Source organism: Streptomyces sp. NPDC015661, from assembly GCF_043077765.1.
Taxonomy (GTDB): Bacteria; Actinomycetota; Actinomycetes; order Streptomycetales; family Streptomycetaceae; genus Streptomyces.
On the sequence record NZ_JBIBST010000018.1, the window covers coordinates 113985 to 137415 of the forward strand.

At 74.1% G+C, this 23431-nt stretch carries 21 protein-coding genes; 7 read left to right on the forward strand and 14 right to left on the reverse strand.

Annotated features, from left to right (window positions below):
• Nucleotides 1-95 precede the first annotated feature (95 nt).
• Nucleotides 96-1268, forward strand: a complete 1173-nt coding sequence (locus ACF07V_RS35710; protein ID WP_392159865.1) for an alkane 1-monooxygenase — start codon at nt 96-98, stop codon at nt 1266-1268.
• A 7-nt stretch (nt 1269-1275) separates the two neighbouring features.
• On the opposite strand, the gene ACF07V_RS35715 is transcribed toward ACF07V_RS35710, so the two are convergent.
• Nucleotides 1276-2556: an amidohydrolase gene (locus tag ACF07V_RS35715; RefSeq protein WP_392159867.1), complete on the reverse strand. Its 1281-nt coding sequence runs from the start codon at nt 2554-2556 to the stop codon at nt 1276-1278.
• Complete coding sequence (locus ACF07V_RS35720) at nt 2553-3827, reverse strand: MFS transporter (RefSeq protein WP_392159869.1); 1275 nt, start codon at nt 3825-3827, stop codon at nt 2553-2555. Before ACF07V_RS35720 ends, ACF07V_RS35715 begins: the two co-directional genes overlap by 4 nt.
• 63 nt (nt 3828-3890) lie before the next feature.
• Here ACF07V_RS35720 and ACF07V_RS35725 point away from each other — a divergent pair, with 63 nt between their 5' ends.
• Nucleotides 3891-4985, forward strand: a complete 1095-nt coding sequence (locus ACF07V_RS35725; RefSeq protein WP_392159871.1) for an Lrp/AsnC family transcriptional regulator — start codon at nt 3891-3893, stop codon at nt 4983-4985.
• A 90-nt stretch (nt 4986-5075) separates the two neighbouring features.
• Here the strand turns inward: ACF07V_RS35725 and ACF07V_RS35730 are convergent, their stop codons facing one another.
• Both ACF07V_RS35730 and ACF07V_RS35735 read right to left on the reverse strand, forming a co-directional pair.
• Entirely contained in the window at nt 5076-6119 is a 1044-nt protein-coding gene (locus tag ACF07V_RS35730) for a LysR family transcriptional regulator (RefSeq protein ID WP_392159873.1), read from the reverse strand.
• 152 nt (nt 6120-6271) lie between these two features.
• Nucleotides 6272-6820: a carboxymuconolactone decarboxylase family protein gene (locus ACF07V_RS35735; RefSeq protein ID WP_392159875.1), complete on the reverse strand. Its 549-nt coding sequence runs from the start codon at nt 6818-6820 to the stop codon at nt 6272-6274.
• 144 nt (nt 6821-6964) lie between these two features.
• Between ACF07V_RS35735 and ACF07V_RS35740 the strand changes: the two genes are divergently transcribed.
• Together ACF07V_RS35740 and ACF07V_RS35745 are read left to right on the forward strand one after the other, a co-directional pair.
• Nucleotides 6965-7543 (forward strand): TetR/AcrR family transcriptional regulator, encoded by a 579-nt coding sequence (locus ACF07V_RS35740; protein ID WP_392159877.1) that lies wholly within the window; start codon nt 6965-6967, stop codon nt 7541-7543.
• Nucleotides 7544-7780: 237 nt separating this feature from the next.
• A complete protein-coding gene (locus tag ACF07V_RS35745; protein WP_392159878.1) occupies nt 7781-9124 on the forward strand; it encodes a M48 family metallopeptidase in 1344 nt (447 codons plus the stop codon).
• 21 nt (nt 9125-9145) lie between these two features.
• On the opposite strand, the gene ACF07V_RS35750 is transcribed toward ACF07V_RS35745, so the two are convergent.
• From ACF07V_RS35750 to ACF07V_RS35780, 7 genes are all read right to left on the reverse strand, one after another.
• The gene (locus tag ACF07V_RS35750; protein WP_392159880.1) at nt 9146-10870 is read right to left on the reverse strand and encodes an acyl-CoA synthetase; all 1725 of its coding nucleotides are present in this window, start codon (nt 10868-10870) and stop codon (nt 9146-9148) included.
• Nucleotides 10867-14091: an FAD/NAD(P)-binding protein gene (locus tag ACF07V_RS35755; protein ID WP_392159882.1), complete on the reverse strand. Its 3225-nt coding sequence runs from the start codon at nt 14089-14091 to the stop codon at nt 10867-10869. Before ACF07V_RS35755 ends, ACF07V_RS35750 begins: the two co-directional genes overlap by 4 nt.
• Nucleotides 14088-14561, reverse strand: a complete 474-nt coding sequence (locus ACF07V_RS35760) for a cobalamin B12-binding domain-containing protein (RefSeq protein WP_392159884.1) — start codon at nt 14559-14561, stop codon at nt 14088-14090. The genes ACF07V_RS35755 and ACF07V_RS35760 overlap by 4 nt, the downstream gene beginning before the upstream one ends.
• A 91-nt stretch (nt 14562-14652) precedes the next feature.
• A complete protein-coding gene (locus ACF07V_RS35765) occupies nt 14653-15069 on the reverse strand; it encodes a cupin domain-containing protein (protein WP_392159886.1) in 417 nt (138 codons plus the stop codon).
• Nucleotides 15062-15967, reverse strand: a complete 906-nt coding sequence (locus ACF07V_RS35770) for a sulfurtransferase (protein ID WP_392159888.1) — start codon at nt 15965-15967, stop codon at nt 15062-15064. The genes ACF07V_RS35765 and ACF07V_RS35770 overlap by 8 nt, the downstream gene beginning before the upstream one ends.
• 40 nt (nt 15968-16007) lie before the next feature.
• Nucleotides 16008-16547, reverse strand: coding sequence for an HPP family protein (locus ACF07V_RS35775; protein ID WP_392159890.1), 540 nt, complete (start codon nt 16545-16547; stop codon nt 16008-16010).
• A gap of 28 nt (nt 16548-16575) precedes the next feature.
• Entirely contained in the window at nt 16576-18165 is a 1590-nt protein-coding gene (locus tag ACF07V_RS35780; RefSeq protein ID WP_392159892.1) for a vanadium-dependent haloperoxidase, read from the reverse strand.
• Between the two features lie 273 nt (nt 18166-18438).
• On the opposite strand from ACF07V_RS35780, the gene ACF07V_RS35785 reads away from it, so the two are divergent.
• Both ACF07V_RS35785 and ACF07V_RS35790 read left to right on the forward strand, forming a co-directional pair.
• A complete protein-coding gene (locus ACF07V_RS35785; RefSeq protein WP_392159894.1) occupies nt 18439-18936 on the forward strand; it encodes a hypothetical protein in 498 nt (165 codons plus the stop codon).
• 110 nt (nt 18937-19046) lie between these two features.
• On the forward strand, nt 19047-19694 hold the full coding sequence (locus ACF07V_RS35790) for a ScbR family autoregulator-binding transcription factor (RefSeq protein ID WP_392159896.1): 648 nt from the start codon (nt 19047-19049) through the stop codon (nt 19692-19694).
• Here ACF07V_RS35790 and ACF07V_RS35795 read toward each other — a convergent pair.
• From ACF07V_RS35795 to ACF07V_RS35805, 3 genes are read right to left on the reverse strand one after another with little or no spacing between them, the layout of a single operon-like run.
• Entirely contained in the window at nt 19658-20422 is a 765-nt protein-coding gene (locus ACF07V_RS35795; RefSeq protein WP_392159898.1) for an SDR family oxidoreductase, read from the reverse strand. The two genes, ACF07V_RS35790 and ACF07V_RS35795, sit on opposite strands and share 37 nt — an antisense overlap.
• 33 nt (nt 20423-20455) lie before the next feature.
• Entirely contained in the window at nt 20456-21412 is a 957-nt protein-coding gene (locus ACF07V_RS35800; protein WP_392159900.1) for an NAD-dependent epimerase/dehydratase family protein, read from the reverse strand.
• Between the two features lie 14 nt (nt 21413-21426).
• Entirely contained in the window at nt 21427-22413 is a 987-nt protein-coding gene (locus ACF07V_RS35805; RefSeq protein ID WP_392159902.1) for a ScbA/BarX family gamma-butyrolactone biosynthesis protein, read from the reverse strand.
• Nucleotides 22414-22506: 93 nt separating this feature from the next.
• On the opposite strand from ACF07V_RS35805, the gene ACF07V_RS35810 reads away from it, so the two are divergent.
• Nucleotides 22507-23187 carry a ScbR family autoregulator-binding transcription factor gene (locus tag ACF07V_RS35810; RefSeq protein ID WP_392159904.1) on the forward strand — a complete coding sequence of 227 codons (681 nt, stop codon included), beginning with the start codon at nt 22507-22509 and terminating at the stop codon, nt 23185-23187.
• Nucleotides 23188-23431: the final 244 nt, after the last annotated feature.

Consider the following 23431-nt stretch of genomic DNA (forward strand, 5'->3'; position numbering starts at 1 on the left):
CCGGCCCCTGTCCAGAGCATTGACACCTTGCAGTGAATCCGTCTATCAACTGGACAGAACGCAGGTGAAGTGTCCACCTCTCCGAGGAGCCGGTCTTGGCCCTGCACAGCGACTCCCCCGAAGCCCCCGCCGCCTGGCGCGACCCCAAGCGCCTGCTCTGGCTGCTCGGCCTGCTCATCCCGGCCTTCCCCTTCCTCTCCTGGGGTCTGGTGGCCGCCACCGGGCTCCGCCTCTTCTGGTGGACCGGGATCCTCGTCCTGTACGTGATCTTCCCGGTCGTCGACCACCTCATCGGCAAGGACTCCGCCAACCCGCCGGACAGCGCGCTCGCCCACCTGGAGCAGGACCGCTACTACCGCTGGTGCACCTATCTCTACCTCCCCCTCCAGTACGCGGGTCTCGTCCTCGGCTGCTGGCTGATCACCCGGGGCGACCTCGCCCTCCTGGACCGGATCGGGCTGACGTGCACCCTCGGCGGGGTCGCCGGCATCGCCATCAACACCGCCCACGAACTGGGGCACAAGACGGAGGCACTGGAGCGCAGGCTCTCCCGGATCGCGCTCGCCCAGACCTGGTACGGCCACTTCTACGTCGAGCACAACCACGGCCACCACATCCGCGTCGCCACCCCGGAGGACCCCGCGAGCGCCCGGCTCGGCGAGAGCTTCTGGCGCTTCCTGCCCCGGACCGTCCTCGGCAGCCTCACCTCGGCCTGGCGCCTGGAGAAGCGCCGGCTCGCCCGCCGGGGCCGGTCCGTGTGGAGCCCGCGCAACACGGTCCTCGGCTCCTGGGCGCTGTCGTTCGCGCTCTTCGCGGGGCTCGCGCTCGCCTTCGGTCCCGGAGTCCTGCCGTACCTCGCGGGCCAGGCGGTCTTCGGCTTCTGCCTGCTCGAAGTCATCAACTACACCGAGCACTACGGCCTCAAGCGGCAGCTCACCGCGAGCGGCCGGTACGAGCGCTGCGCCCCGCGCCACAGCTGGAACAGCGACAACGTCGCCTCGAACGTCTTCCTCTACCACCTCCAGCGGCACAGCGACCACCACGCGCACCCCACCCGGCGCTACCAGTCGCTGCGCCACTTCGACGAGGCCCCGGAGATGCCGACGGGGTACGCGGGGATGATCGTCCTCGCGTACGTCCCGCCGCTCTGGCGCCGCGTCATGGACCCCCGGGTCCTCGCCCACTACGACGGGGACGTGACCCGGGCGAACCTCCAGCCGTCCCGCCGGGCCCGCCTGCTCGCCCGGTACGGGACGGCGACCGGCTGAGCCGCCCCTACACCGACCGCTTCATCAGCCACGGCGCCGCGGCCGCGAGGAGGGCGGTCACGCCGAGGGGGATCGTCGGGCCGGGGACGGGGGCGAAGTGCGGCGAGTGGTTGGCGGGGACGGTGTCGGGGAGGCCGTCCTCCAGCAGGGCGTCGGGGTCGATGCCCGCGTACAGCGCGGGGTCGGCGCCGCCGAAGTGCCAGAAGACGGACGGGACGCCGAGCGCGGTCCCGAAGACGCCGAAGTCCTCGCTGCCCGTGACGGCCGCCGGGAGGGTGAAGACCCTTCCCTCGCCGAGGACTTCGGCGAGCGCCGTCTGCACGAGGGCCGTCGCCTCCGGCTCGTTCACGGTGACGGGGAAGGCGTTGATGGGGGCGATCTCGGGTTCCTTGGGGGCGCCCGAGGCGGCGGCCTCCGCGCGGACGATCCGCTCGACGGCGGCGAGGACCCGGTCGCGTACGGCCGGGGTGGTCGAGCGGATGTTGACCTTGAGCTCGGCGGTCTCCGGGATGATGTTCTCCTTCGTCCCGGCGTGCAGCGAGCCGACCGTGACGACCGCCGTCTGCGAGGCGCCGATCTCCCGGGAGACCACGGTCTGCAGGCGCAGGACGACCGCCGCCGCCATCACCACCGGGTCGACGGCCGTCTCGGGGGTGGAGCCGTGGCCGCCGCGCCCGAAGAGGGTCACGCGGAGGCTGTCCGAGGCGGCCATCACCGGTCCCGGGCGGGTGCCGAGGAAACCGACGGGGGCCGGGGCGACGTGCTGGGCGAGGCAGACCTCGGCGCGCGGGAAGCGGTCGAGGAAGCCGTCCTCGATCATGACGGGCGCACCGCCGACCTCCTCGGCGGGCTGGAAGACGGCGACGACCGTGCCGTGCCAGGCGTCCCGGTGCCCGGCGAGCTGGCCGGTGGCGCCGAGGAGGCAGGTGACGTGCATGTCGTGCCCGCAGGCGTGCATGACGGGCACGGCGTTGCCGTCGGGATCGGTGCCGGTGGCGGTCGAGGCGTACGGGAGCCCGGTCTCCTCCTTGACGGGGAGGGCGTCCATGTCGGCGCGGAGCAGGACGACGGGGCCGGGTCCGTTGGCGAGGACGCCGACGACGCCGGTGCGGCCGACGCCCTCGGTGACCTCCCAGCCCTGGGCGCGCAGCCGCTCGGCGACGACACCGGCCGTACGGAACTCCTGGAACGACAGCTCGGGGTGGGCGTGCAGGTCCTCGTACAGGGCGCGCAGGGCGGGCAGGCGCGCGTCGAGTCCGGCGAGAAGGGGTGCGAGGTCGGTGGTCATGCGGCGGTTTCCTTTGCGGTGCGGGAGGGGCGGGGCGCGCGGTCGGCGGCGGCGCGGAAGGCGTCGGCGTCCTGCGGGGTCAGACAGGCCATGACGGCGGCGATCACCGCGCCGAGGACGAGGAAGCCGAAGGCGACCTGGAAGGAGAAGGCGTCGGCGAGCGCGCCCATGACGGGCGGGGCGACCATGCCGGCGACCTGGCCGCCGAGGATGACGACGGCGCTGCCGACGCCCACGTACTCCGGGGTGAGGCCGGCGAGGGGGACGGCGAAGATCGGCATGTACGCGAGGGAGGCGGCGAAGACGGCGACCGTGCCGAGGACGACGAAGCCGGTGAGGGACGGGGTGTTCGCCATGAGGAGCAGGGCGACGGCGGCGACGGCCATGCCGGGCACGATGATCACGCGGTGCCGGCCGCCGAGCCGGTCGGCGAGCCGCCCGCCGAGGACGGTGGCGACGGCGGCGCCGAGCGCCGGGACGGCGACGAGGGCGCCGGCCGAGGTGAGGGAGACCCCGTGCTCCTCGGAGAGGTACGAGGGGACCCAGGTGTTGAGGCCCCAGACGATGGTGTTGTAGCCGAACATCATCAGGGCGAAGCGCCACAGGACGCCCTTGCGCAGGACGGTGCGGAGCGGCGGGCGGGGGACCCCGGCTTCTTGCGTACCGGGCAGCGGGGCCGGGAGCAGGAGGCGTACGGCGATCAGGGCGAGGACGCCGAGGGCGGCGGTGGACCAGAAGGCCGAGCGCCAGCCGAAGGCGGCGACGAGCGGGGCGACGGCGAGCGGTGTGAGGACGGCGGCCAGGGCGTTGGAGCTCATCACCTTGCCGTTGGCGGCACCGCGTTCCTCGGGCCGGGTGCGCTCGACGAGGACCTTCATGGAGGCGGGCGGGAAGACGCCCTCGGCCGCGCCGAAGGCGAGGCGCAGCGCGAGCAGGACCGCGAAGGACCAGGCGAACCCGGTGAGGGCGGTGAAGACCGACCAGGACAGCAGGGCCCAGAGGGTCACCCGTCGGCCGCCGAAGCGGTCGGCGAGCAGGCCGCCGGGGATCTGGCACAGGGCGTAGGACAGGAAGAACGCGGAGACGACGAGGCCCTGTTGTGTGCGGTCGATGTCGAACTCGGCGCCGATGGACGGCAGGACGAGGTTGATCACGAGCCGGTCGGCGTAGTCGACCAGCCAGGCCGCGAAGAGCAGGACGACCGTGAGCCGGACGGTTCCGCGGTGCGCGGGCGGCGCCGCCGGGGACGCCGGAAGGGTCGGAGCAGGCACGGCACTCCTCTCGCCTGTGGCCGAAACTGGTGGTCGGCCGGAAGTGCCCCTACGATCCGGTCCGTGAGCGAGCACCCCCCGGATTTGCCGGAAACCGTCGGCGAGGGACCCTCCGCGCCGGTTTCCCGCGCCGGGGGCTCTCCCGTGGGCTTCTCGGAACTGGATCTCGCGCTGGTCGACGCCCTGCAGGCCGCTCCCCGCGCACCCTGGACCCGGATCGGCCGGGCGCTCGGGGTGGACGCGACGACGGCGGCCCGCCGCTTCGAACGGCTCCGCGCCGAGGGGCTCGCCTGGGTCACGGCGTACGACGCGGCGAAGACCGCCACGGTCGCCTATGTGGAGGTGCGGTGCCGGCCGCGCGCCTTCGAGCGGGTGAGCGCGGCGGTGACGGCGATGCCGTGGGTGTTCAGCGTCGACGAGACGGCCGGGGACTTCGACCTGTTCCTCTCCGTCGCCGCCCCCGGCCTGCCGTCCCTCGGGCGCGCGGTGCACGGCGGGATCGGCGCTCTGCGCGGGGTCCGCTCCACCCGCACCCGGCTCGGCATCACGCTGTACGGGGAGGGGCGGGACTGGCGGATGCGGGCGATGAACCCGGCGGAGCGGGCCGGCCTCGGCGCGCCGGGCCCCACCGCGCGGCCCCGGACGTACAGCACGCACCTCCACGACCGGCCCGCGCCGCAGGATCAGGCGCTGCTGACCGCGCTCGGCGCCGACGGGCGGCTCGGGTACGCGGAGCTGGGCGCGCGCACGGGCATGAGCGAGCACACGGCGCGGCGACGGCTCCAGCGGATGATGCGCGACGGGGACATCTCGCTCCGCTGCGATCTGGCGCACCCGATGGCGGGGCTCTCGACGATGGTGGTCTACCGCACGTCGGTACCGCACGCCCTGCTGGAGCGGACCGGGAACGCGCTGGCGCGTCTGGAGCAGGTCCGCATGTGCGTGTCGGTGAGCGGCCCGTACAACCTGCTCGTCCTGGTGTGGCTGCACGGGCTCGACGCGGTGGACCCCTTCGAGGCGCTGCTCGCGGAGCGGTTCCCGGCCCTGGAGGTACGGGACCGGACGGTGGCCCTGCACTCCCCGAAGCGCATGAGCTGGCTCCTCGACGAACACGGGCGGGCCACGGGCCGGGTGCCCCTGGGGCTGCCGGAGTACTAGGGGGTGGAAGGTGCCACGGCGCGCCGCGCTCCCGTTGCGGGCCCGGTCGGGGGTGGGCCGGGGGGAGCCGGGGGTGCGCCGTGGCACCGGTCAGGAGGCGATGCGCGGATCCGGGTCGAGGGCATCGCTTCTGAGAGCGTTGCCCCCGAGGACGTCATCTCCGAGCGCATCCGTCGCGAGGGCGTCGGCCACGGGCACGGCGGCCGGGTGGAAGGCGCGGCCGAGGGCGGTGGCCTGGCGGAGGGTCTCCGTCAGGTTCTGCCGGTCGACGGCGGGCCGGGTGTCGTGACGGCCGAGGATCAGGGAGGCGTTCCAGCGCATCCGGGGCACGCCGGGAAGGGGGCGCAGGCCGCCCGCCTCCTCGTGGTCGGCGGCGAGTGCCGTGGGGAGCATGGCGCAGCCGAGGCCCGACTGGGTGGCGGCGCGGACGCCCGCCATGGAGCCGAGCTCGTGGATCTCGGGCGGGGTGTCGCAGCGGAGGCGGAGGAATTCGGGGAGCCAGCGCTGGGAGGGGCAGTCGGGGTCGGCGATCACGACCTGCCGTCCATGGCCGCCGGGGCGCCGGCCGACGCCGGTGACGGGGACGAACTCCACTTCCTGGAGCCGTACTTCGGTGAGGTCGTCGGAGCGGTCGGTGTACTGCTGCTCGGCTAACAGGTCGGCCGGGTCGTCGGCGTCGACGACGGTGAGGACGAGGGCGCCGTCGATGGTGCCGGCCCGGAAGGCGTCGTGGACCTCGGCCGTTCCCATGATGCGCAGGGCGAGCTGGACGCCGGCGAGGAGGCGCCGCCCGACGTGGGTGACCCTGGCCAGCTGCTGCCCGTACGCGAGGGCGGGGACGATGCCGACGGTGAGGCGCGGCGGGTTGGCCGCGGGGCGGCGCAGGGCGGTCTCCATCTCGCCGACGAGGGTGAGGATCTGGCGCGCGTAGTCACGCAGGACGGTTCCGGTGTGGGTGAGCCGGACGCCGTTGGGGAGCCGCTCGAAGACCGGCTCGCCCACCTGCCTCTCCAGGGCACGCATCTGTGCCGTGACGCTGGACTGCGAGTACCCGAGGCGTCGCGCCGCCTGGGTGAACGACCCGGTGAGGGTCACCTCGCGGAAGGTCCGAAGGGTTCTTGCGTCGATGTCCACGTGAATTCCCCCCTGCCGCGCGGGCGGCAGTGTCCTCGCACCAGGTGGTTGGTCGACCACCCGCTTCGATCGCCCCAGTCGCTCGGCCGTACAAGCCGCAGGGGTGCCGGTCGCGTCCTCGCGCCCGGCACCCCTGCTCGGCCGCGAAGACTCTACTCGGCGAGGTGGGCCGGGACCAACGGAAAGTCCAAGTCCGGCTGCGCAACGTGATTGAAGAAGTTCGACAGGACGTTGAGCGCGACGTGGCCGACGATCTCCGCGATCTCGGCGTCGGTCACGCCGGCGGCGCGGGCGTCGGCGAGGGCCTCGTCGGTGACGCGGCCGCCGGTCGCCATGACGGCGCCGGTGAGGCGGAGGACCTGGTCCATGTGCGGGTCGCCGGCGTCGCCGCCGCGGCGGGTGTCGAGCAGTTCCCGCTCGCTCAGGCCGACCTTGCCGCCGCGGAGGGTGTGCGCGGAGACGCAGTAGGTGCAGTCGTTGCGCTGCGCGATGTAGAGCGCGAGCTGCTCGCGCTGCCGGGCGCTGAAGCTGCCGCCGACGAGGGCCTCGCGCATGGCGAGGTAACCGCGGAGCGCGGCGGGCCCGTTGGCGAGGGAGGCGTACAGGTTGGGGAGCTTGCCGAGCTGCTTGAGGGTGCCTTCGAGCAGCTCGCGCTGCTCCTCGTCGGCGGTCTCGACGGTCAGTTGGGGAAGGCGGGACATGGTGCTCTCCTTGAGCCGGGCCAAGACGGAACTGGTCGGTACCATCAGGACGGTACCGATCGGTTCCGTCTGGCGCAACGGGAAGGCCGCGCTCCGGAGTTCGGATCAGGATCACCGATACGGCACCGAGTGGTACCGTCTGGTATGGCCACGAACGCGAAAGAGCGGCTCCTCAGCGCGGCGGAGCGTCTGTTCTACGAAGAGGGGATCCGGGCCGTCGGGATCGAACGGATCCTGTCCGAGTCCGGAGTCGGCCGCGCCTCCTTCTACCGCCACTTCCCCAGCAAGGACGACGTCGTCGTCGAGGTCCTGCGGCGCCGCGACGGCATGTGGCGCGCCTGGCTCGACGGCCGGATCGCCGCCAGCGGGCGCACCCCCGAGGAGCTGCCGCTCGCGCTCTTCGACGGCCTCGCGGAGCGGTTCTCCGCCGCCGAGTTCCGCGGCTGCGCCTTCATCAACACGATGGTCGAGACGGCCGACCCCGACAGCCCGGCGCACCACGTGGCCGCCGAGCACAAGGAGAAGGTCATCGCGGTCCTCGACCGGCTGCTCACCGAGGGCGGCTACCGCGACCACGAGGCCCTGGCCCGGCAGCTCGCCCTCCTGGGCGACGGCGCGATCGTCACCGCCGTGCGCGAGGGCACACCGGAGGCGGCGGTACGGGCCAGGGGCGTGGCGGAGGTCCTGCTCCGCGCGGCGGACCGGGAACCGGCGAGGACCTGAGGGGCTCCCGCATCGGCCCGGGCGGGCAGGGCCGAGACCCGGGCCGAGGCCCCCGCCCGGGGCCGGCACCGAGACCCGGGCGGGGCCGGCACCGAGACCCGGCCCCGCACCGACCTGCGGCTTCCCGCGCCGTCGCGCACTTTTCCTCTTTACGGCGAGCGCCCCCGCGTGATGCACTCCGCCCTGTCGTGAACACATCCGCCGCGTCCGGCGGAGGGAACAGGGGGGAGCGCACCCGTGCGCACCACAACGGGGCCGTCCGCCCAGCAGCAGTCCGGCGAGCAGCCGCCCGCCACGCAGCAGTCCGTCGAGCAGTGCCCCGAGTGCGGGGCCGACGTCCCGGTCGACGAGCGGTTCGTCCGCTGGTGCGCCGCCTGCGACTGGAACGTCGACCCGCACCCGCCGGAGCCGCCGAAGGGCCGCATCGAGGAGGGGCGGCGCGCCCTGGCCCGCCGGCACGGCGAGCGCCTCCTCACCGAGATGACCGAGGCCGGCGAGGAGCCGCGCCCCCGCCGCGACGCCTCCGCCCTCCTCGCGTACGGTCTCGCGCTCGCCGTCCACGGACTCACCGCGGCGCTCCTCGTGGCCGGCGTCTGGCTGACCGCGGCGGTACCGGGACCCGGCGTGAAGGTCGTCGGTGTGCTCCTGCTGCTGATCGCCTGGTCCCTGCGGCCCCGGTGGCGCAAGCTCCCCGAGGGCGCCGACCTCCTCCACCGGTCCGACGCCCCCGAGCTGTACGCGCTCGTCGACCAGGTCGCCGCGACCGTCGGGACCCGGAGCGTGGACACGATCGCCGTCGACGCCGACGTGAACGCGAGCGTGACCACGTACGGCATTCGCGGAAGGCGGCTCCTGACGCTGGGCCTGCCCCTGTGGGAGTCGCTCACCCCGCAGGAGCGGATCGCGCTGCTCGGCCACGAACTCGGCCACTACTCCCACGGCGACGTCCGCCACGGACGCGTCCTCGCGTCCGCCTACCGGTCGTTGTCCCTGTGGGCCTACTACACGGCCCCGACAGCGAACCCCACCCTCGTGGAGATGGCGGTCAACCTGTTCTACCTGGTCCCCCGCACGCTGATCCACGGCCTGATCCTGCTGCTCGACCAGCTCACCCTGCGCGCCACCCAGCGCGCCGAGTACCTCGCCGACGCGGCGGCCGCCCGGACCGCCTCCACCGAGGCGGCCGTCGGCCTGCTGGACCGGCTCCTCGTGGGCTCCGCGGCGGACACCGTCCTGCGGCGCGAGGTCAACCAGGCCGCCACCCGGACGACGGGCCCCCGTTCCGGCGCCGACCGCGCCGGGGAGGAGCGGCCGGAGCGCCTCTGGGAGACGGTCGCCGCCCATGTGGCGTCCATACCCGAGTCCGAGTACGCCCGCCGGCGGCGCGCCGGTGCGATCCGGGGGCACGCCGTCGACGCGACCCACCCCCCGACCCATCTGCGCCGCGCGGCCCTGCTCGCCGGGCCCGCGAGCCCGGCGGCGGTAACGGCCGACGCGGAGCGCACCCGCCGGGTCGACGGCGAACTCGCCCCTCTCCGGGCGGCCGTGACACGCAGGGTGATCAGGGACGGCGTCCGCTAGACACCCCTCCAGGACCCGTGATCAGCCGCGCGGGGAGAGCTCACCGCGGCGGATCTTTCCCGATCGGGTGCGGGGCAGGGACGGCACGACGTCGACGCCGCGCGGGACGAAGACCGGGGCGAGCCGGTCGGCGGCCAGGGCCAGCAGGGCGGCGGAGAACCCTTCGGGGGCCGGCGCCGTCCGCAGTTCCACCACCGCGTACGGGGCGAGGCCGCCGTCCGGGTCCGGGCAGGGGATCACCGCCGCGTCGGCGACCTCCGGGTGGGTGCGCAGGACCGCCTCGATCTCCATCGGGGAGACCCGGTGGCCGTGGGACTTGAAGACCTCGTCCAGCCGGCCGAGGAGCCGGATGGACCCGTCCGCGCACCGCTCGCCCCGGTCGCCCGTGCGGTACAGGCCGCCGGCGAAGGCCTCCGCCGTGCGCTCCGGCAGGTCGGCGTAGCCGCGCATCAGGCCGGACGGACGGTCCGTCAGGTCCACGCAGACCTCCCCGGCCTCGCCCGGCTCCCCCGTCTCCGGGTCCCGCAGCACGATCCGGTAGCCGGGGAGCGGGTGCCCGAGCGGGGCGAGCGGTTCGGTGCCGCCGGGGGCGCGGCCGATGAGGGCGGTCGCCTCGGTCTGCCCGTACCCGTCGCGTACCCGTACGCCCCACGCGGCCTCGATCCGCTCCACGGTCTCGGCGGTCAGGGGCTCCCCCGCGGCCGTCGCCTCGCGCAGCCGGGGCGCGCCGGGGGCCCCGGTGACGTGCGGGAGCATCGCCCGCCAGGCGCTCGGCGGTGCGCAGAAGCTGGTGACGGCGTGCTCGGCGAGGACCCGGGGCAGGGCGGCCGGCGGGAGGCCGCCGTCCGGGGGCGCGAGGACGGTCGCCTCCGCCGCCCAGGGCACGAAGAGGCTGGACCAGGAGTGCTTGGCCCAGCCGGGCGCGGAGAGATTGAGGTGCCGGTCGCCGGGGCGCAGCCCGCTCCAGTACAGGCTGGAGAGGTGTCCGACGCCGTATCCGGCGTGGCTGTGCTCGACGAGTTTCGGCAGGGAGGTCGTCCCCGAGGTGAAGTAGCAGAAGGACGGGTCGCCGGCGCGGGTGGGCCCGTCCGGGACGAAGGACCGTCGGCCGGGGCCGCGCGTGTCGGGGTAGGGGGACCAGCCGGCCCGGTCCGCACCGGGTGACGTCCCCGGTCCCGCACCGGCCCCGTCGGCTCCGGGTGACGTCCCCGATCCCGCACCGGCCCCGTCGGCGCCCGCCGCGAGACGGAGTCCCGGTACCGGCAACTCGTCGAGCAGGGATACGAGTTCGGGGGCGCAGACCACGTGCCGGATGCGGCCGCGGGTGATCCGGTCGGCCGCCTCGTCCCGGGTCAGGTCCTGGTAGGCGGGGACGACGACCGCGCCGAGCTTGATACAGCCGAGCAGGGTCTCCCAGAGTTCGGTCCTGGTGCCGAGCAGGACGAGGACGCGGTCGCCCCGGGCGACCCCGAGCTCGCGCAGGGCGGTCGCCAACGCGTCGGAGCGGGCGGAGAGTTCGGCGAAGGAGACCCGGTCGACGACGGGGACGGCGCCGTCCGGTCCTGGGTGGCCGAGGAGCTCCAGAGCGGGCCGTTCGTTGCCCTCGGCGATCACGTCGAACCAGTCGAGCGCCCAGTTGAAGTGCTCGGCACGCGGCCACCGGAAGGCGGCGACGGCCGCCTCGCGGTCGCCGCGCAGCCGGAGCAGCAGGTCACGGGCGGCCCGGTACTCCTCGTGGGCTCTCATCCGGCGCCTCCCAGCAAGGCCTGTGCGATCGCGTCCGCGTCCCGGGTGAAGGAGCCCCAGGGGCCCGGCCGGCCGCTGCCGACCTGGGTGAACCAGCGGGTGTGCTCGCTGGGGATGCCGAGCACGTGCGTGCTGGTGTCCACCGAGCCGTCCGCCCGGACCGGGTGGAACGGCGAGTCGGTGCAGTCGAGACCGCCCGTCGCGAACTCCCCCGCCCCTTCCGCCGCGTTGGTGAAGGTACGGATCTCGCCGTCGACCATCAGGCCCCGGATCAGCGGGTCCCGGTCGGCCGCGAGGTCGGTGCCCGGCACCCGGGCGTCGACGAGGACGTCGAGGGCCACCCAGGAGTTCTCGACCTGAGCGGACTCCACCGCGAACCGGCCCTCGACGGGGTCGGCCTCGAAGCGGGCGCCGGGTCCGACCGGTTCGAGGACCCCGGCGGCGAGCAGGGCGAGGAACTGCTCCGAGCGCAGCTGCGGCGGCCCGGTCGAGACCATCGCGGCGACGGGGCCGAACTCGGTGAGGAACCAGCGGTGCGAGTCGGGGGTGAGCCCGCCGAAGTCGACCACGGTGCGGATCGTCTGGCGGACGTCCCGCAGCACGTCGGCCGCGGCCTTGAGGGGACCGTCGGCGTTCCCGCGGCGGGCCTCGGCCAGGTCGGCGCGGAGCCACTCGGTGAGCACCTTGTGGTATTCGGCGGAGGACCCGAAGCGCCGGCCGGCGAACGGGCGGGCGAGCGCGTCGAGCCCGGTGAGCGGCTTCGGGTCGACCCGGTGGCCGTAGCCGGCGGCGAGCCGCTCCAGGAGCCGCGGGCGCGGATCGTCGCGGTCGGCGAGGACGGCCACGCCCCGCTCGGTGAACTCCCGTGCCGCCTCCGGGCCGTGGGCCCGGCGGATCCGGGTGGCGAGCAGGACCAGGTTCACCTCGGCGAGGAGCCACGGCAGCACGGTCCGCTCGAAGTCGAGCGGCGCCCCGGCCGCTCTGAGCTCGGCCATCCGCCCGGGGGTGAAGAGCCGGGCCCGGTAGCGGTGTGCGGGGCCCTTCTGGTTGGCGCCCCGGGTGAGCAGCGGCACTCCCCCGCGTGAACCGGCCAGGATCCGGGGCTCCTTGCCGCTGGGCAGGTAGAGGAGGCCCTCCTCGCCCTCGACGAAGGCGCCGCCGCGCCCGAGGGTGAGCTCGGCGAGGATGTCGTAGAAGGTGAGCCCCATGCCGAGGATGCCGACGCTCGCTCCGGCGGGGATCTCGGCGAGCGGCATCTCGCTCGCGGAGCCTCCTCCCACGTACCGGACGGGCCGGGCGGGGCTGCTGTGCGCGCGGGCGAACCGCTGCCACTCCCGCTGCTCCGCGTCGGGTTCGGTGAGGGGGTGCCCGGTGGCGAGGACGAGCCGGTCGACGGTGAGGACGTCGCCGCGGTCCAGCCGCAGCCGGTGCGGAGCGGCCTCGGTCCCGTCCCCTTCCCGCACCCGGTCCGCGCAGATCACCCGGGCCGGGACCCGGTGGACGGTGAGCCCGGGCGGCAGGGTCTCCTCGATCCGCGCCATGACGTACGTCAGATAGCGGCCGTAGACGGCGCGAGGAGCGTAGCCCCCGGGCTCGGCGCCCGCCGGGTCGTCCGCCGCCCACCACTCGCCGAGCGTGGGTCCCGCGCCGGGCCGGTGGGGTCCCTCGTCGGCGGGCCCGGAGAACATGGTGACCTCCTGGGCCGGGGTGTTCATGAGGAACCGGGGCGACTGGTCCGTACGCCAGATCCGCCCGGCCCCCGCCTCGTACGGATCGACCGCGAAGACCTCCACGGGCCGCTCGGGCGGCTCCTCCGCGCAGCGGGCGGCGAGCCGCTCCAGTACGGAGAGGCCGCGCGGGCCCATGCCGGCGAACGCGACCCGCAGAGGTGCGGCGGGCGACGGCGGCGCGGCGCGGGGCGCCGGATCAGGGGTGGGGTCGGTGGCGGCCGCCCGGTCGTGCTCGCGGGCGACGCGGCCGAGCATGCCGGAGAGCTGGCGCGAGGTCATCGGGGTGGTCCTCCTGCTGGTGGTGAGCAGCGGCAGCGCGCCCAGGTCGGTCCAGTGCAGGCGCCCGTCGGGTGCGACGGTGGACCGGACGGCGCCCCGGTTGTCCGGGTGCAGGCAGAACGGCACGTCGAGGAGGCCCCGGTCGAAGGCCTTCAGGAGGGCGACGCCGAGGTCGTCGGAGAGCGCGAGGACGGTGGTGACCAGGGTGCGGGCCTCGGCGAGCGTCTCCTCGGCGTCGGCGCCCGTGGGATACGGGGCGGTGTGCGCGGCGCGGGCGGCGTCGGCGGCGATCCGCAGGGCGGTCAGGTTCTCCTGGACGGTGGGGATGCGGTGCGCCTCGGTCTCGGTCTTCACGATGAGGCGCTGTGCCCCGCCGCGTACGGCGAGTTCGGCGCTGCGGCGCAGCAGCAGCCGGGCGCCGGGAACGGTCCTCGGGTACACGCCCATGTACGTGTAGAGCACGATGTGGCGGTCGACGTGCGGCGGCAGGAACTCGTCGGCGAGCCTGCGGAGCGCGGTGAGGGCGCCCGCGTCCTGGGCGGGGTGGGTCTGCTGGGCGTAGCTGAGGGAGACGCTGGTCGCGCCGTTGGCGACGAAGAAGAGGCATTCGAGGACCGAGACGGCGACGAGCAGCGAGGGCGGGCACAGCTGGCCCAGGAGGCAGCCGCCGAAGGATTCGAGGTGGGCCCGGCGGCCGTGCGCGCGGCTCCGCTCCGTCAGGTACTGGACGGAGTCGCGCCAGGCGGCGACGGATTCGGCGAGCGGGGTGCGGCCGTAGGGAAGGCAGTACGAGACGGGGCCGCCCTCGGAGGCGGTGAGCCCGGCGGCGGCCATGGTGCGGAAGATGGCCATGGGATCGGCGGAACCGTGCCGGACCTGGACGGGGGTGCCGCGTCCGGCCGAGGCGGCGACGCGTGCGCCGGTCCTCGGGCCGTGGCTGACCAGCGGGAAGCCGTTGAGGGGCCGTCCGGCGCGGAGGGCGGCGGTGGCGGCGGCGTGGTCGCCGACGCGGGTGTAGCTGTCGATGGTGAGGGTGGCGACGGTCCGCTCCGGCAGGGCGGCGACGGCGGCGACCCCGCGGGCCATCTCCTCCGGGGCGGCCATGCCCATGCGGGGCTGGACGACCAGTTCGCCGGCGTCGGCCGAGGCCCGGACGAAGGCACCGAGGTCGCCGGGGGCGGGCCGGTGCGGGGGCGGTGCGGTGGTGGTCACGCCGCGGCCCGCCCGGTACACGCGCCGCCGAGGCCGGCGAGCTGGCGCAGGAGCGCCGTGGGCGGGGTGCCGTCCTCGTACACCTCGTCGTATCCGGCGTCGAGTAGTTCGGCGGTGCGGGTGGCGGCGCCCTCCGGGGAGATGCCGAGGAGTCCGCCGATGACCATCGGGACGGTGCGGGTGCGGTGGTCGGCGCGCAGGGCGCGGGCGGCGCGCAGCCCGTCCTGGTGTCCGTGGCCGTTGACGGAGGAGAGGACGACGAGGTCGGGGTGGGTCATCCGGGCGGTGTCGACGAGCAGCTGCTCGGGGACGCAGGGGCCCAGGTTGAGCACGGAGTGCCCGTGCTCCTCGAGGAATAGCTGGAGGTGGACCAGGTTCCAGGTGTGGGCGTCGGAGGAACCGGTGGTGAGCAGGACCCGGCGGGAGGGTTCGGGACTGCGCGTGGACTGAGGCCGTGCGGGCGGTGTCATGGCGTCTCTCTCCGGGAGCGTGGGCGAGCGGGGTGCGGGTACGGAGCGGCCGCCGGGCCCGTGCGGAAGGGTCCGGCGGCCTCGGGGCGGGTCAGGCGCCGGCGCCGACGCCGGTGGTGATCTCGCCGGCCTCCGGGGTGCGGGCGGCGGCGGGGCGGGCGCGGACGGCGAGGACGGTGCAGCCCTCGGCGCTGGACATCTGGTGGCGGGTGCCGGGCTCCTCGACGACGAGGTCGCCGCGGTGGAAGCGGCGCCCGTCGCTGTGGTCGAGGGTGCCGTCGAGGACCAGCATCAGTTCGTGGCCGAGGTGCTCGTGGAAGTCGCCGTGCGCGCCGGGCGGGAAGCGCAGCAGGAGGGAGGCGGAGTCCTCGTCCGCGGCGGGGTCGGGGCCCCAGAGGACGACGTACTCGACGCCGGCGCGGCCGGGTTCGGTCCAGGGCACCCAGGGCAGCTCGGTCTGGTCGAAGCCGTTGCGGAGCACGTCGCGGAAGACGGTGACGTCAGGCACGGGCGGGGACCTCCGGGGCGCGCTGGGCGACGATGGACGGGATGGGGTCGGGGCCCCAGGGGCGGGGTCCGTTGACGATGGGGGCGCCGATGAGGGAGCCGAACTCGCGCCAGGCGCCGTCGTAGTTGCGGATGTCGGGGAGGCCGAGGAGCTCGCTCAGGACGAACCAGCTGTGGGCGGAGCGCCAGCCGACCCGGCAGTACAGGACGGTGGGGGCGTCGGTGCGGACGGCCGCGTAGGCGCGGGCCAGTTCCTCGTCGTCGCGGAAGGTGCCGTCGGGGTGGACGGCACTGTGCCAGGGGATGTGTTCGGCGGAGAGGGCGTGGCCGCAGCGCACGCCGAGGTCCTCGGGCACACCGGGCGGGGTGTTGCTCTGCCCGAGGTACTCCTCCAGGGAGCGCACGTCGAGGAGTTGGTGGCGGCCGATGTGGTCGAGCATGTCCTCGCGGCGGGCGCGGACGGTCTCGTCGGCGGCCGGCACGGGATAGGTGGCGGGCTCACGCTCCGGGACGTCCCGGGTGAGGGGGCCGCCGAGGGCCTCCCAGCGGAGCCGGCCGCCGTCGAGGAGCCGGAGCTCCCGGTGGCCGTACAGCCTGAACTGCCAGTACGCGGCGGCGGCCCACCAGTTGTTGTTGCCGCTGAGGAAGACGACGGTGTGCCCGTCGGTGATGCCGTGCCGGCCGAGGAGCGCGGCGAAGGCCTCGGGGCCGATGACGTCCCGGCGTACCGGGTCCTGGAGGTCGCCGGTCCAGTCCAGGCGGACGGAGCCGGGGATCCGGCCGAGGTCGCTGCCGCCGTCGGTGATCTCGACGAGGACCGTGTGCTCGTCCCGGGTCGCGGGGTTCCGCAGCTGTGCCATGAGCTGCTCGCAGCTGACGAGCAGTCTGTCTCGGTTCACGGGCGCTCCGTTGGGGTGTGGGCGGACGGGGTACGGGGTGTCACCACCAGTACGTCGGGTACTTGCCGATGACGCCGAGCCGGGAGGCGAGCACGCCCACGAGGACGAGCAGGGCGCTGCCGACGGCGAGCAGGACGAGGAAGCGCAGGGGCGCGGGGTCCTGGAGGACGGCGAGGACGGCGGTGGCGGCGGCGGGCGCGTGGACGGCCCGCAGCAGCAGCATCAGGGCGACGCTGAGTCCGGCGGCGACGGCGGCCACCCAGAGGGAGCGGCCGAGGACGGCGACGGCGAGGAGGCCGAGGGCGCCGGAGCCGATCTGGCCGAGGAGGACGCCCCGGGGCTGGGCCGGGGGCAGGGCGGGGGTGCTGCAGATGATCATCGCGGTGGCGGCGAGCGGGGCGATCATCAGGAGGTGGCCGGTGGCCTCGCCGAGCGCCACCAGGATCAGCAGCGACACGACGGTGGCGAGGGCGCCGAGGGCGGCGGGCCGGGGGCCGGGGAAGGGCGGGGCGCCGCCCGCCCAGCGGCTCGGGGCGGGCGGGGCCGGCGCGCCCGCGGGGTTCTGGGTCTGATTGCTCACGGTGTACTCCTCGGGCGGCGGGGGCTGGTCAGCGGTGGGAGCCGGTGAAGTAGCGCTCGGCCTGGCGGTGGACGACCTTGCCGATGCGGTGGCCCATCTCGATGCCGGGCTCGTTGTCGAAGCTCCAGTGCATGCCGCCGTACACGCGGGAGATGCCGGCCTGGTGGGCGGCCTCGCTGAAGGTGGGCCAGTGCAGGACGACGTCGGTGCGCGGGGTGAGGCCCGGCTCGACGGTGGAGGCGCCGGCCTTGAAGCGGTACGAGTCGCCGAAGGAGTCGGAGCCGGTGAAGCGGCGGAGGAACTCGGCGGCGGCGCCGGAGAAGGTGCTGTGTCCGGAGACGGTGGCCGGGAACGGCGGAACGGCCACGTACGCCTGCCAGTTCACGCCGTCCATGGTGACGGTGCCCTGCCCGGGGCCGCCCCAGGCACGGATCTGCTGCCCGCGCCGGTCGTACGGGACGAGGGTGGACGGGCGGGCGAAGTCGTACGAGCGCTTGACCGCCCAGGAGCCGATGGCGGCGTCGCACTCGGCCATGTTGAGACCGAAGAAGAGCCGGGCGTCCTCGTCGACGCCGTGGCCGTCGCGGGCGGAGACGTACCGTCCCCACATCTGCTGCGCGCCGGGCGGGGTGACGTCGTCGTTGAGCCAGAACTCGGCTATCGCCTTGTGCTCGTCCGTCAGGTCGGCGCTGATGTCGAGGAGTTCCTCGATGGCGGCGGTCATGCGGACGGAGGGGTAGGCGGGCGGGGCGGGGACCGTGAACTGGTCGGGGCGGCTCAGCGCGAAGGGCTGCATCACGGCGAACTGCGGGGTGAGGTACTTCTGCGTCCGGCCGTTCACGATCAGCGGGGTCCAGTGCGCCGGGTCGGTGATCGTGGCCGGGTCGAGGGCCCCCGCGGTCTGCGGGGAGTTGCGCGGCTGGTAGCCGGTGGTGTCGGTGTACGCGGGGGTGCCGAGCTGGTTGGCGCCGTCTGCGTGCCGGTACTCGAGGACGGCCCGGGCGGTGCGCAGACCGATCCAGGCGGGGCTGTACGGGCGGGGCTCGGTGAGCTCGGGGTCGCCGCCGAGGCTGCGCAGCATGGAGTCGATGGCGACCTTGTACTCGGGGTACAGGTCGAGCAGGGCGAGGTGGGCCGCGTAGCTGATGGCCTCGTTCTTGTTGTCGAGGGTGCGCTCGGCGCGGGGGCGGCGCAGGGAGCCGCCGAAGCGGGTGCCGACGGCGTGGCGGTCGTAGCAGGCCCAGGCGTCGTAGATGGCGTTGTGGACGATCGCGAGGGCGCGGGCGTTCACGGTGGCGGGCCCGAAGCGGTTGCCCGCGGCGTGGTAGCGGCCGAGGATCGCGTCCATCGCGGCCTGGTTCCAGCGGACGACGACGCTGGGGTCGGTCACGGCGCCGGGGGCGCGGCGGCCGGTGCGGGTCTCCGCCTCGAAGCTGGTGGGGACGGCCCGGGCGGCGGTGCCGGACAGGGCGAGCGCACCGGCCGCGGCGGCGGAGGTGGTGAGCACCCGGCGGCGGGTGAGCGGGGTGCGGGCGGGGGCGGCGGGTCGGTGGGTCACCGTGGATTCCTTCGCGGGGTGCCGGGAGCGGACGGTCTGGGGCTGGGTCTGCGTCTGCATCGCACGCAAACTCGAACAGTCCTCAGGCTGGCGAGAATTGATCGCGCCCGGCAACGGCCGATCGACTTCTTCCATCGCGGGCATGCAAGGAAGCGATGGGCGTCGCGGGGGTCCTCGGGGGGCCGTTAGCGTGAGCCCACGGCGTCCGCCCCTCCGGCCGCGATTTCGGCGTGATCCGAGCGGTCCACCGTCCGGCTCCGCCCCGTCCGGCCTCGATCCGCCCCGTCCGGCTCCGCCCGGCCCCGCGTCGACTCGTGTTGGAGATGCCCGCGCATGACCGTTTCCCCCGAACTGACAGCTCCCGCCCCGGCCTCCGTCACGGCCTCCGCCCCAGCGCCGCCCGCCGGCGCCTTCGACCGGCTCGCGCCACGGCTGCACCACTACGGCCTGGGGATGCTCCGGGCCGGTCTCGGCGGGGTGTTCGTCTGGTTCGGGGTGCTCAAGGTCATCGGGCTGAGCCCGGCGGCCGCGCTCGTCGTCGCCGTCCTCCCGTTCCCCGCCGGCGGCTGGTTCGTGCCCGCGCTCGGCTGGGCGGAGGTGGCACTCGGCCTCTGGCTGGTGTCGGGCCGGGCCCGGGCCGCCGCGCTCCCGGTGCTCGCCGCCCACCTCTGCGGCACCTTCGCGGTCCTCTTCCTGACGCCCTCGGTCGCCTTCGCCCACTCCAATCCGCTGCTGCTCACGCTGGTGGGCGAGTTCGTCGTCAAGAACGTGGTGCTGCTCGCGGGCGCGGTGGTGGTCCTGACCCACCCGCGGCGCGCGGACGGGTGCTGACGAGCGACGAACCCCCGAAGGGAGGGTTTACGCGCCGAATCACCCTGGCGACCGGCGGGGCCTCGTACAATACCGATCAGTCGGTTTTGGGTGTCGGGCGGGGGGCAGGGGTGACAAAGCAGGAGCGGTCCGTCCGCACCCGCGACGCGCTGATCAGGTCGGCGGCCGGGGAGTTCGACCGGCACGGCTACACCCTGGCCACGCTGTCCGCGATCAGCGCGGGAGCGGGCGTGAGCCCCGGCGCACTCCACTTCCACTTCGAGAACAAGGCGGCGGTCGCCGACGCCGTGGAGCACGAGGCCTGCACCGCCCTGCGCCGGACCGCCCGGATCGTGTACGGACACCGGTCGAACGCCCTGCAGAACCTCACCGACACCTCCCACGCCCTGGCCCGGCTGCTCCGTGAGGACATCGTCGTCCGCGCCGGTTTCCGGCTCAGCTGCTCCGACGACTCCCGTACGGAGCTCAATCTGCGCCAGGAGTGGCAGAGCTGCGTCCAGCAGCGCCTCGCGGAAGCGGCCGACGAGGGCCTGCTCGCCCCGGGCCTCGGGCGCCGACAGGACCTCGCCCGCACGATCGTGGCGGCAACGATCGGCCTGCAGGCCCTGTGGCGGGACAACGGCGAATGGCTCTCCCCCAAGACCGTCACGGGCCTGTGGCGCACCTTGCTGCCGATGCTGGCGGGCCCCGAGACGCTCGCCGGACTCGATCCGGCGGGGAGTCAGAGCGCGCTGCCGCCCGACGCGTCCACGTACTGACCCGTGATCCAGCGCGCGTCGTCGGAGACCAGGAAACCGACGACGTCCGCGATGTCGGCCGGCGTCCCCAGCCGGTTGAAGACCGAGAGGGCCGCGAGGGCGGCGGTCGCCTCCGGCGTCGTACGCCGTCGTGCGTTCATGTCCGTCGCCACGAAGCCCGGCGCCACGGCGTTGACGGTGATCCCCCGGGGCCCCAGCTCCTTGGCGAGGGCCAGGGTCATCGTGTCGACGGCCCCCTTGGTCATCGCGTACGTGACGGAGTCGGGGAAGGCGTTCTTCGTCACCAACGAGGAGATGTTGACGATCCGGCCTCCGTCGCGCAGCCGGTCGAGGCCCCGCTGGACGAGGAAGAGCGGGGCCTTGACGTTGACCGCGAAGAGCCGGTCGAAGACCTCGGAGGTCAGCTGGTGGATCCGGCCCGAGCCGCTCCCCGCCGCGTTGTTGACGAGGATGTCGAACTCGGGGCCGGCGCCCTGCTCCGCGAGACCCGCCTCCAGGGCGGCGTAGAACGTGTCCACGGCGTCGGGCTCCGCGAGGTCCGCACGGAAGGCGAAGGCCCGGCCGCCCGCCTCCTCGATGATCTCCACCGTCTCCCGGGCGGCCGCCTCGTTGCTGCCGAAGTGCACGGCCACCAGGGCACCGTCCGCGGCCAGCCGCTCGGCGATGCCTCTTCCGATGCCGCGGCTCGCCCCGGTGACGATCGCGGTCCTTCCGTCCAGCGCGGACATGCGGGCTTCCTTCTGTTCAGAGGTGGTTCTTGGTCAGGAGCGGCCGAGGAGGCCCCGGTACCACGGCAGGTGGTCCGCGATCGTCGCGGCGAAGCCCGGCCCCGGGTCGGTGCCCCACTCCCGCCAGGGCCGGTCGTCGTCGAACCAGTGGTCGTCGGCGAGCATCGCCAGGTGGTGCTGCGCGAAGGGGACGTCGGCGAGCAGCGCGCGGGCCTCGGCGACGCCCACCGCCGGTCCTCGGGCCGGGCCCGCCCGTCCGGCGAGGAGGGCCTCGCCGGACGCGAGCACGTCCGCCACCGGAACCGGCTCCGGGTGGTTGACGAAGTGGGCGCCCGGAGCCGGTTGCGGTGCGAGCGCCGCGTCGAGCAGGACCCGCGCCAGGGTGTCCACGTCGACCATGGAGTGCAGCGAGGAGCCCCCGTCGAGCGGGCCCGGCAGGGCGGCGAGCAGCCGGACGATGCCCGGCATCAGCTGCCGGTCGCCCGTCCCGTACACGAGGTGGGGCCGCAGGACGGTGCCGCCCGCGTCCAGGACGTACTGCTCCCCCGCCGCCCGGGTGCGGCTCGTCACCGAGCCCGGGGCGAGCGGCAGGGTGCCGGGGGCCGCCGCGCGGAAGGGGCCGCGGCCGTGGACGGAGGCGGTGCTCAGGGAGACGATCCGGGTCACCCCGGCGCGTACGGCCGCGTCGACCAGGGCCCGGGTGCCCTCGTCGTTGACCGAGCGGGCCGTGTCCTCGTCCGTGCCGATCGCCGAGGCGCAGTGGATGAGCACGTCGACGCCCTCGCAGGCGCGGCGCAGCGAGTCGGGGTCGCGGAGGTCACCGGTGACGGTCTCGGCCGACGGTCCCCACCGGTCCCCGGCTCCGGTGGCCGGCGGCGTGAGCGGGCGGCGGGTGAGCAGTCGCACGTGCGGGAGCTCCGCCACCGCCGTCGCCGCCAGCCGTCCGCCGATGAATCCGGTCGCGCCGGTGATCAGTGTGCGAGGCTCCATCGATCCGATCCGGTTCAGCTCGCCAGCCGGCTGTCGAGGCCGACTCCGGCCACCGCCGGTTCCGGGGACGGAGAAGTGAGCGTACACGTGAAGACCGGCAGGCCCTCCTGCCGGCCGGTGACCCGGACGGCCGTCGTCGAGGGGTCGGAGCCGGCCAGGACCTCGGCCTCTATCCAGCACGGGCTGTCGAGTTCGGCGTAGCGGTCGAAGGAGATGTCCACGCCGGTGGGCAGGAAGGCGCCGCCGCCGACGGCCATCGTCGCGGCCTGCCGGGCGGCCTCGATGAGCGTCATCCCGGGCACGTGGTCGTTCTGGCGCCGGAAGAGGATGGCGTGACCGGTGTCGATCCGCAGCTGCCACTGGCCCGCCCAGGCGCCCGGTCCCAGAACGACGTCCTGCGGCCGCTGCCGGCCGACCAGGTGCGGGGGCACCCCGGGGATCAGCGGGACCGGTCGGCCGAGTGCGGCCATCCGCTCGCCCCGCAGCCGGCGGTAGGCGAGGGCCGAGGTGTAGCCGGCCAGGCCGCCACCGGTGGCGAGCGGTCGGCTGCCCCGGGTGAGCCGCACGGTGGTGGGCAGGTTCCGGAGCCTGCCCCGACGGCCCTCGAGACCGGAGAAGACGATGTCGACGGTGACGTCCGACGGGAGGCCGTTGACGGCGAGCGCCTCGGGATCGGCGGTGAAATGGAGGTCCCACATGACGAACTGATCGTCGACGGGTACCCCCAGTTCGGCATGAGCGACGAGCATGGTGGCCTGGCGTATCGTCTCGGCCACCAGTATGGGGTCGTGCCGGTCCCCTGCCACCGGAGAGAAGAAGGGATGTGCGGCAGGCCATCGGGCAGAGACGGAGAATCGGTTCTCCCGCAGCTGCGTCCAGCCCGTGGGGAAGATATCCGCGGGATCCGCCCGGTGAACGAATTCCCCGGGGACCTGTGCCGTCGCTCCTCGGCGGTCCTCGTCCATGGATCCCCCTCGTTTCCCCATACCCCTGGGCGGCATACCCGCCCGGTCGTAGAGTACGTACAGCGCGGTTTTCTTTTCAATGCTTCACGTCACACGTCGAGCACAGACAGCGATACAGCAGGAGGCGCTTTGGCGCAGCAAGCGCGTGCGATCCGAACGCGGCAGACGATCCTGGAATCGGCGGCCGCCGTCTTCGCGGAGCGCGGCTACGAGCGGACGACCATCGGGGAGATCCTGGTGCGCGCCGGGGTCACCAAGGGCGCCCTGTATTTCCACTTTGCTTCCAAGGAAGATCTTGCCCTCGGCGTGCTCGACGCCCAGATGCTCGACGTGCCGCTCACTCCGCAGCGCATCAAACTCCAGGAGCTGGTGGATCAGGGCTTCCTCCTCGCCCACCGCCTGCAGCGCGACGCGCTCGTGCGCGCGAGTGTCGCCCTGGCCCTGGACAGCGGCGCCACCGGTGTCGACCGGGCCGCACCGTTCCAGGCCTGGATCGACCAGGTGGCGGAGGGCCTGACGGTCGCGAAGGCGCGCGGGGAGCTCCTCTCCCACGTGAACGTGACGGACACGGCCGAACTCTTCTCGGGCGCGTACGCGGGAATCCAGACCATGTCCCAGATCCTGTGCGATCGCAATGACCTGACGCACCGGGTCCTGGTACTGCTCCAGCACGTCCTGCCGACCATATGCACGCCGGTCCTGCTGACCCAGCTGGAGATCACCGAGGAGCGGGCCCGGAAGCTCGGCGCCGAGTACGACGAGCGCAGGCGCCGGCAGGACGAGATGAATGTGACGGAAACGCGGAGTTAAGAAAACCGACCGAACGGTTCCTTGAGCGCCCCGACGCAGAACAGCGTCGGGGCGCTCTGGCGTCATGGCACTGAGTGTGTTTTGCTGAGGGTACTCAGTGCCACAAGCGTCTAGGGGAGCTCCACATCATGGCTAAGGACTTCGACCTGTACCGGCCTTCCGAGGAGCACGACATGCTCCGGGAGTCGGTGCGTGCCCTCGCGGAGGCGAAGATCGTTCCGTTCGCGGCGGCGGTGGACGAGGA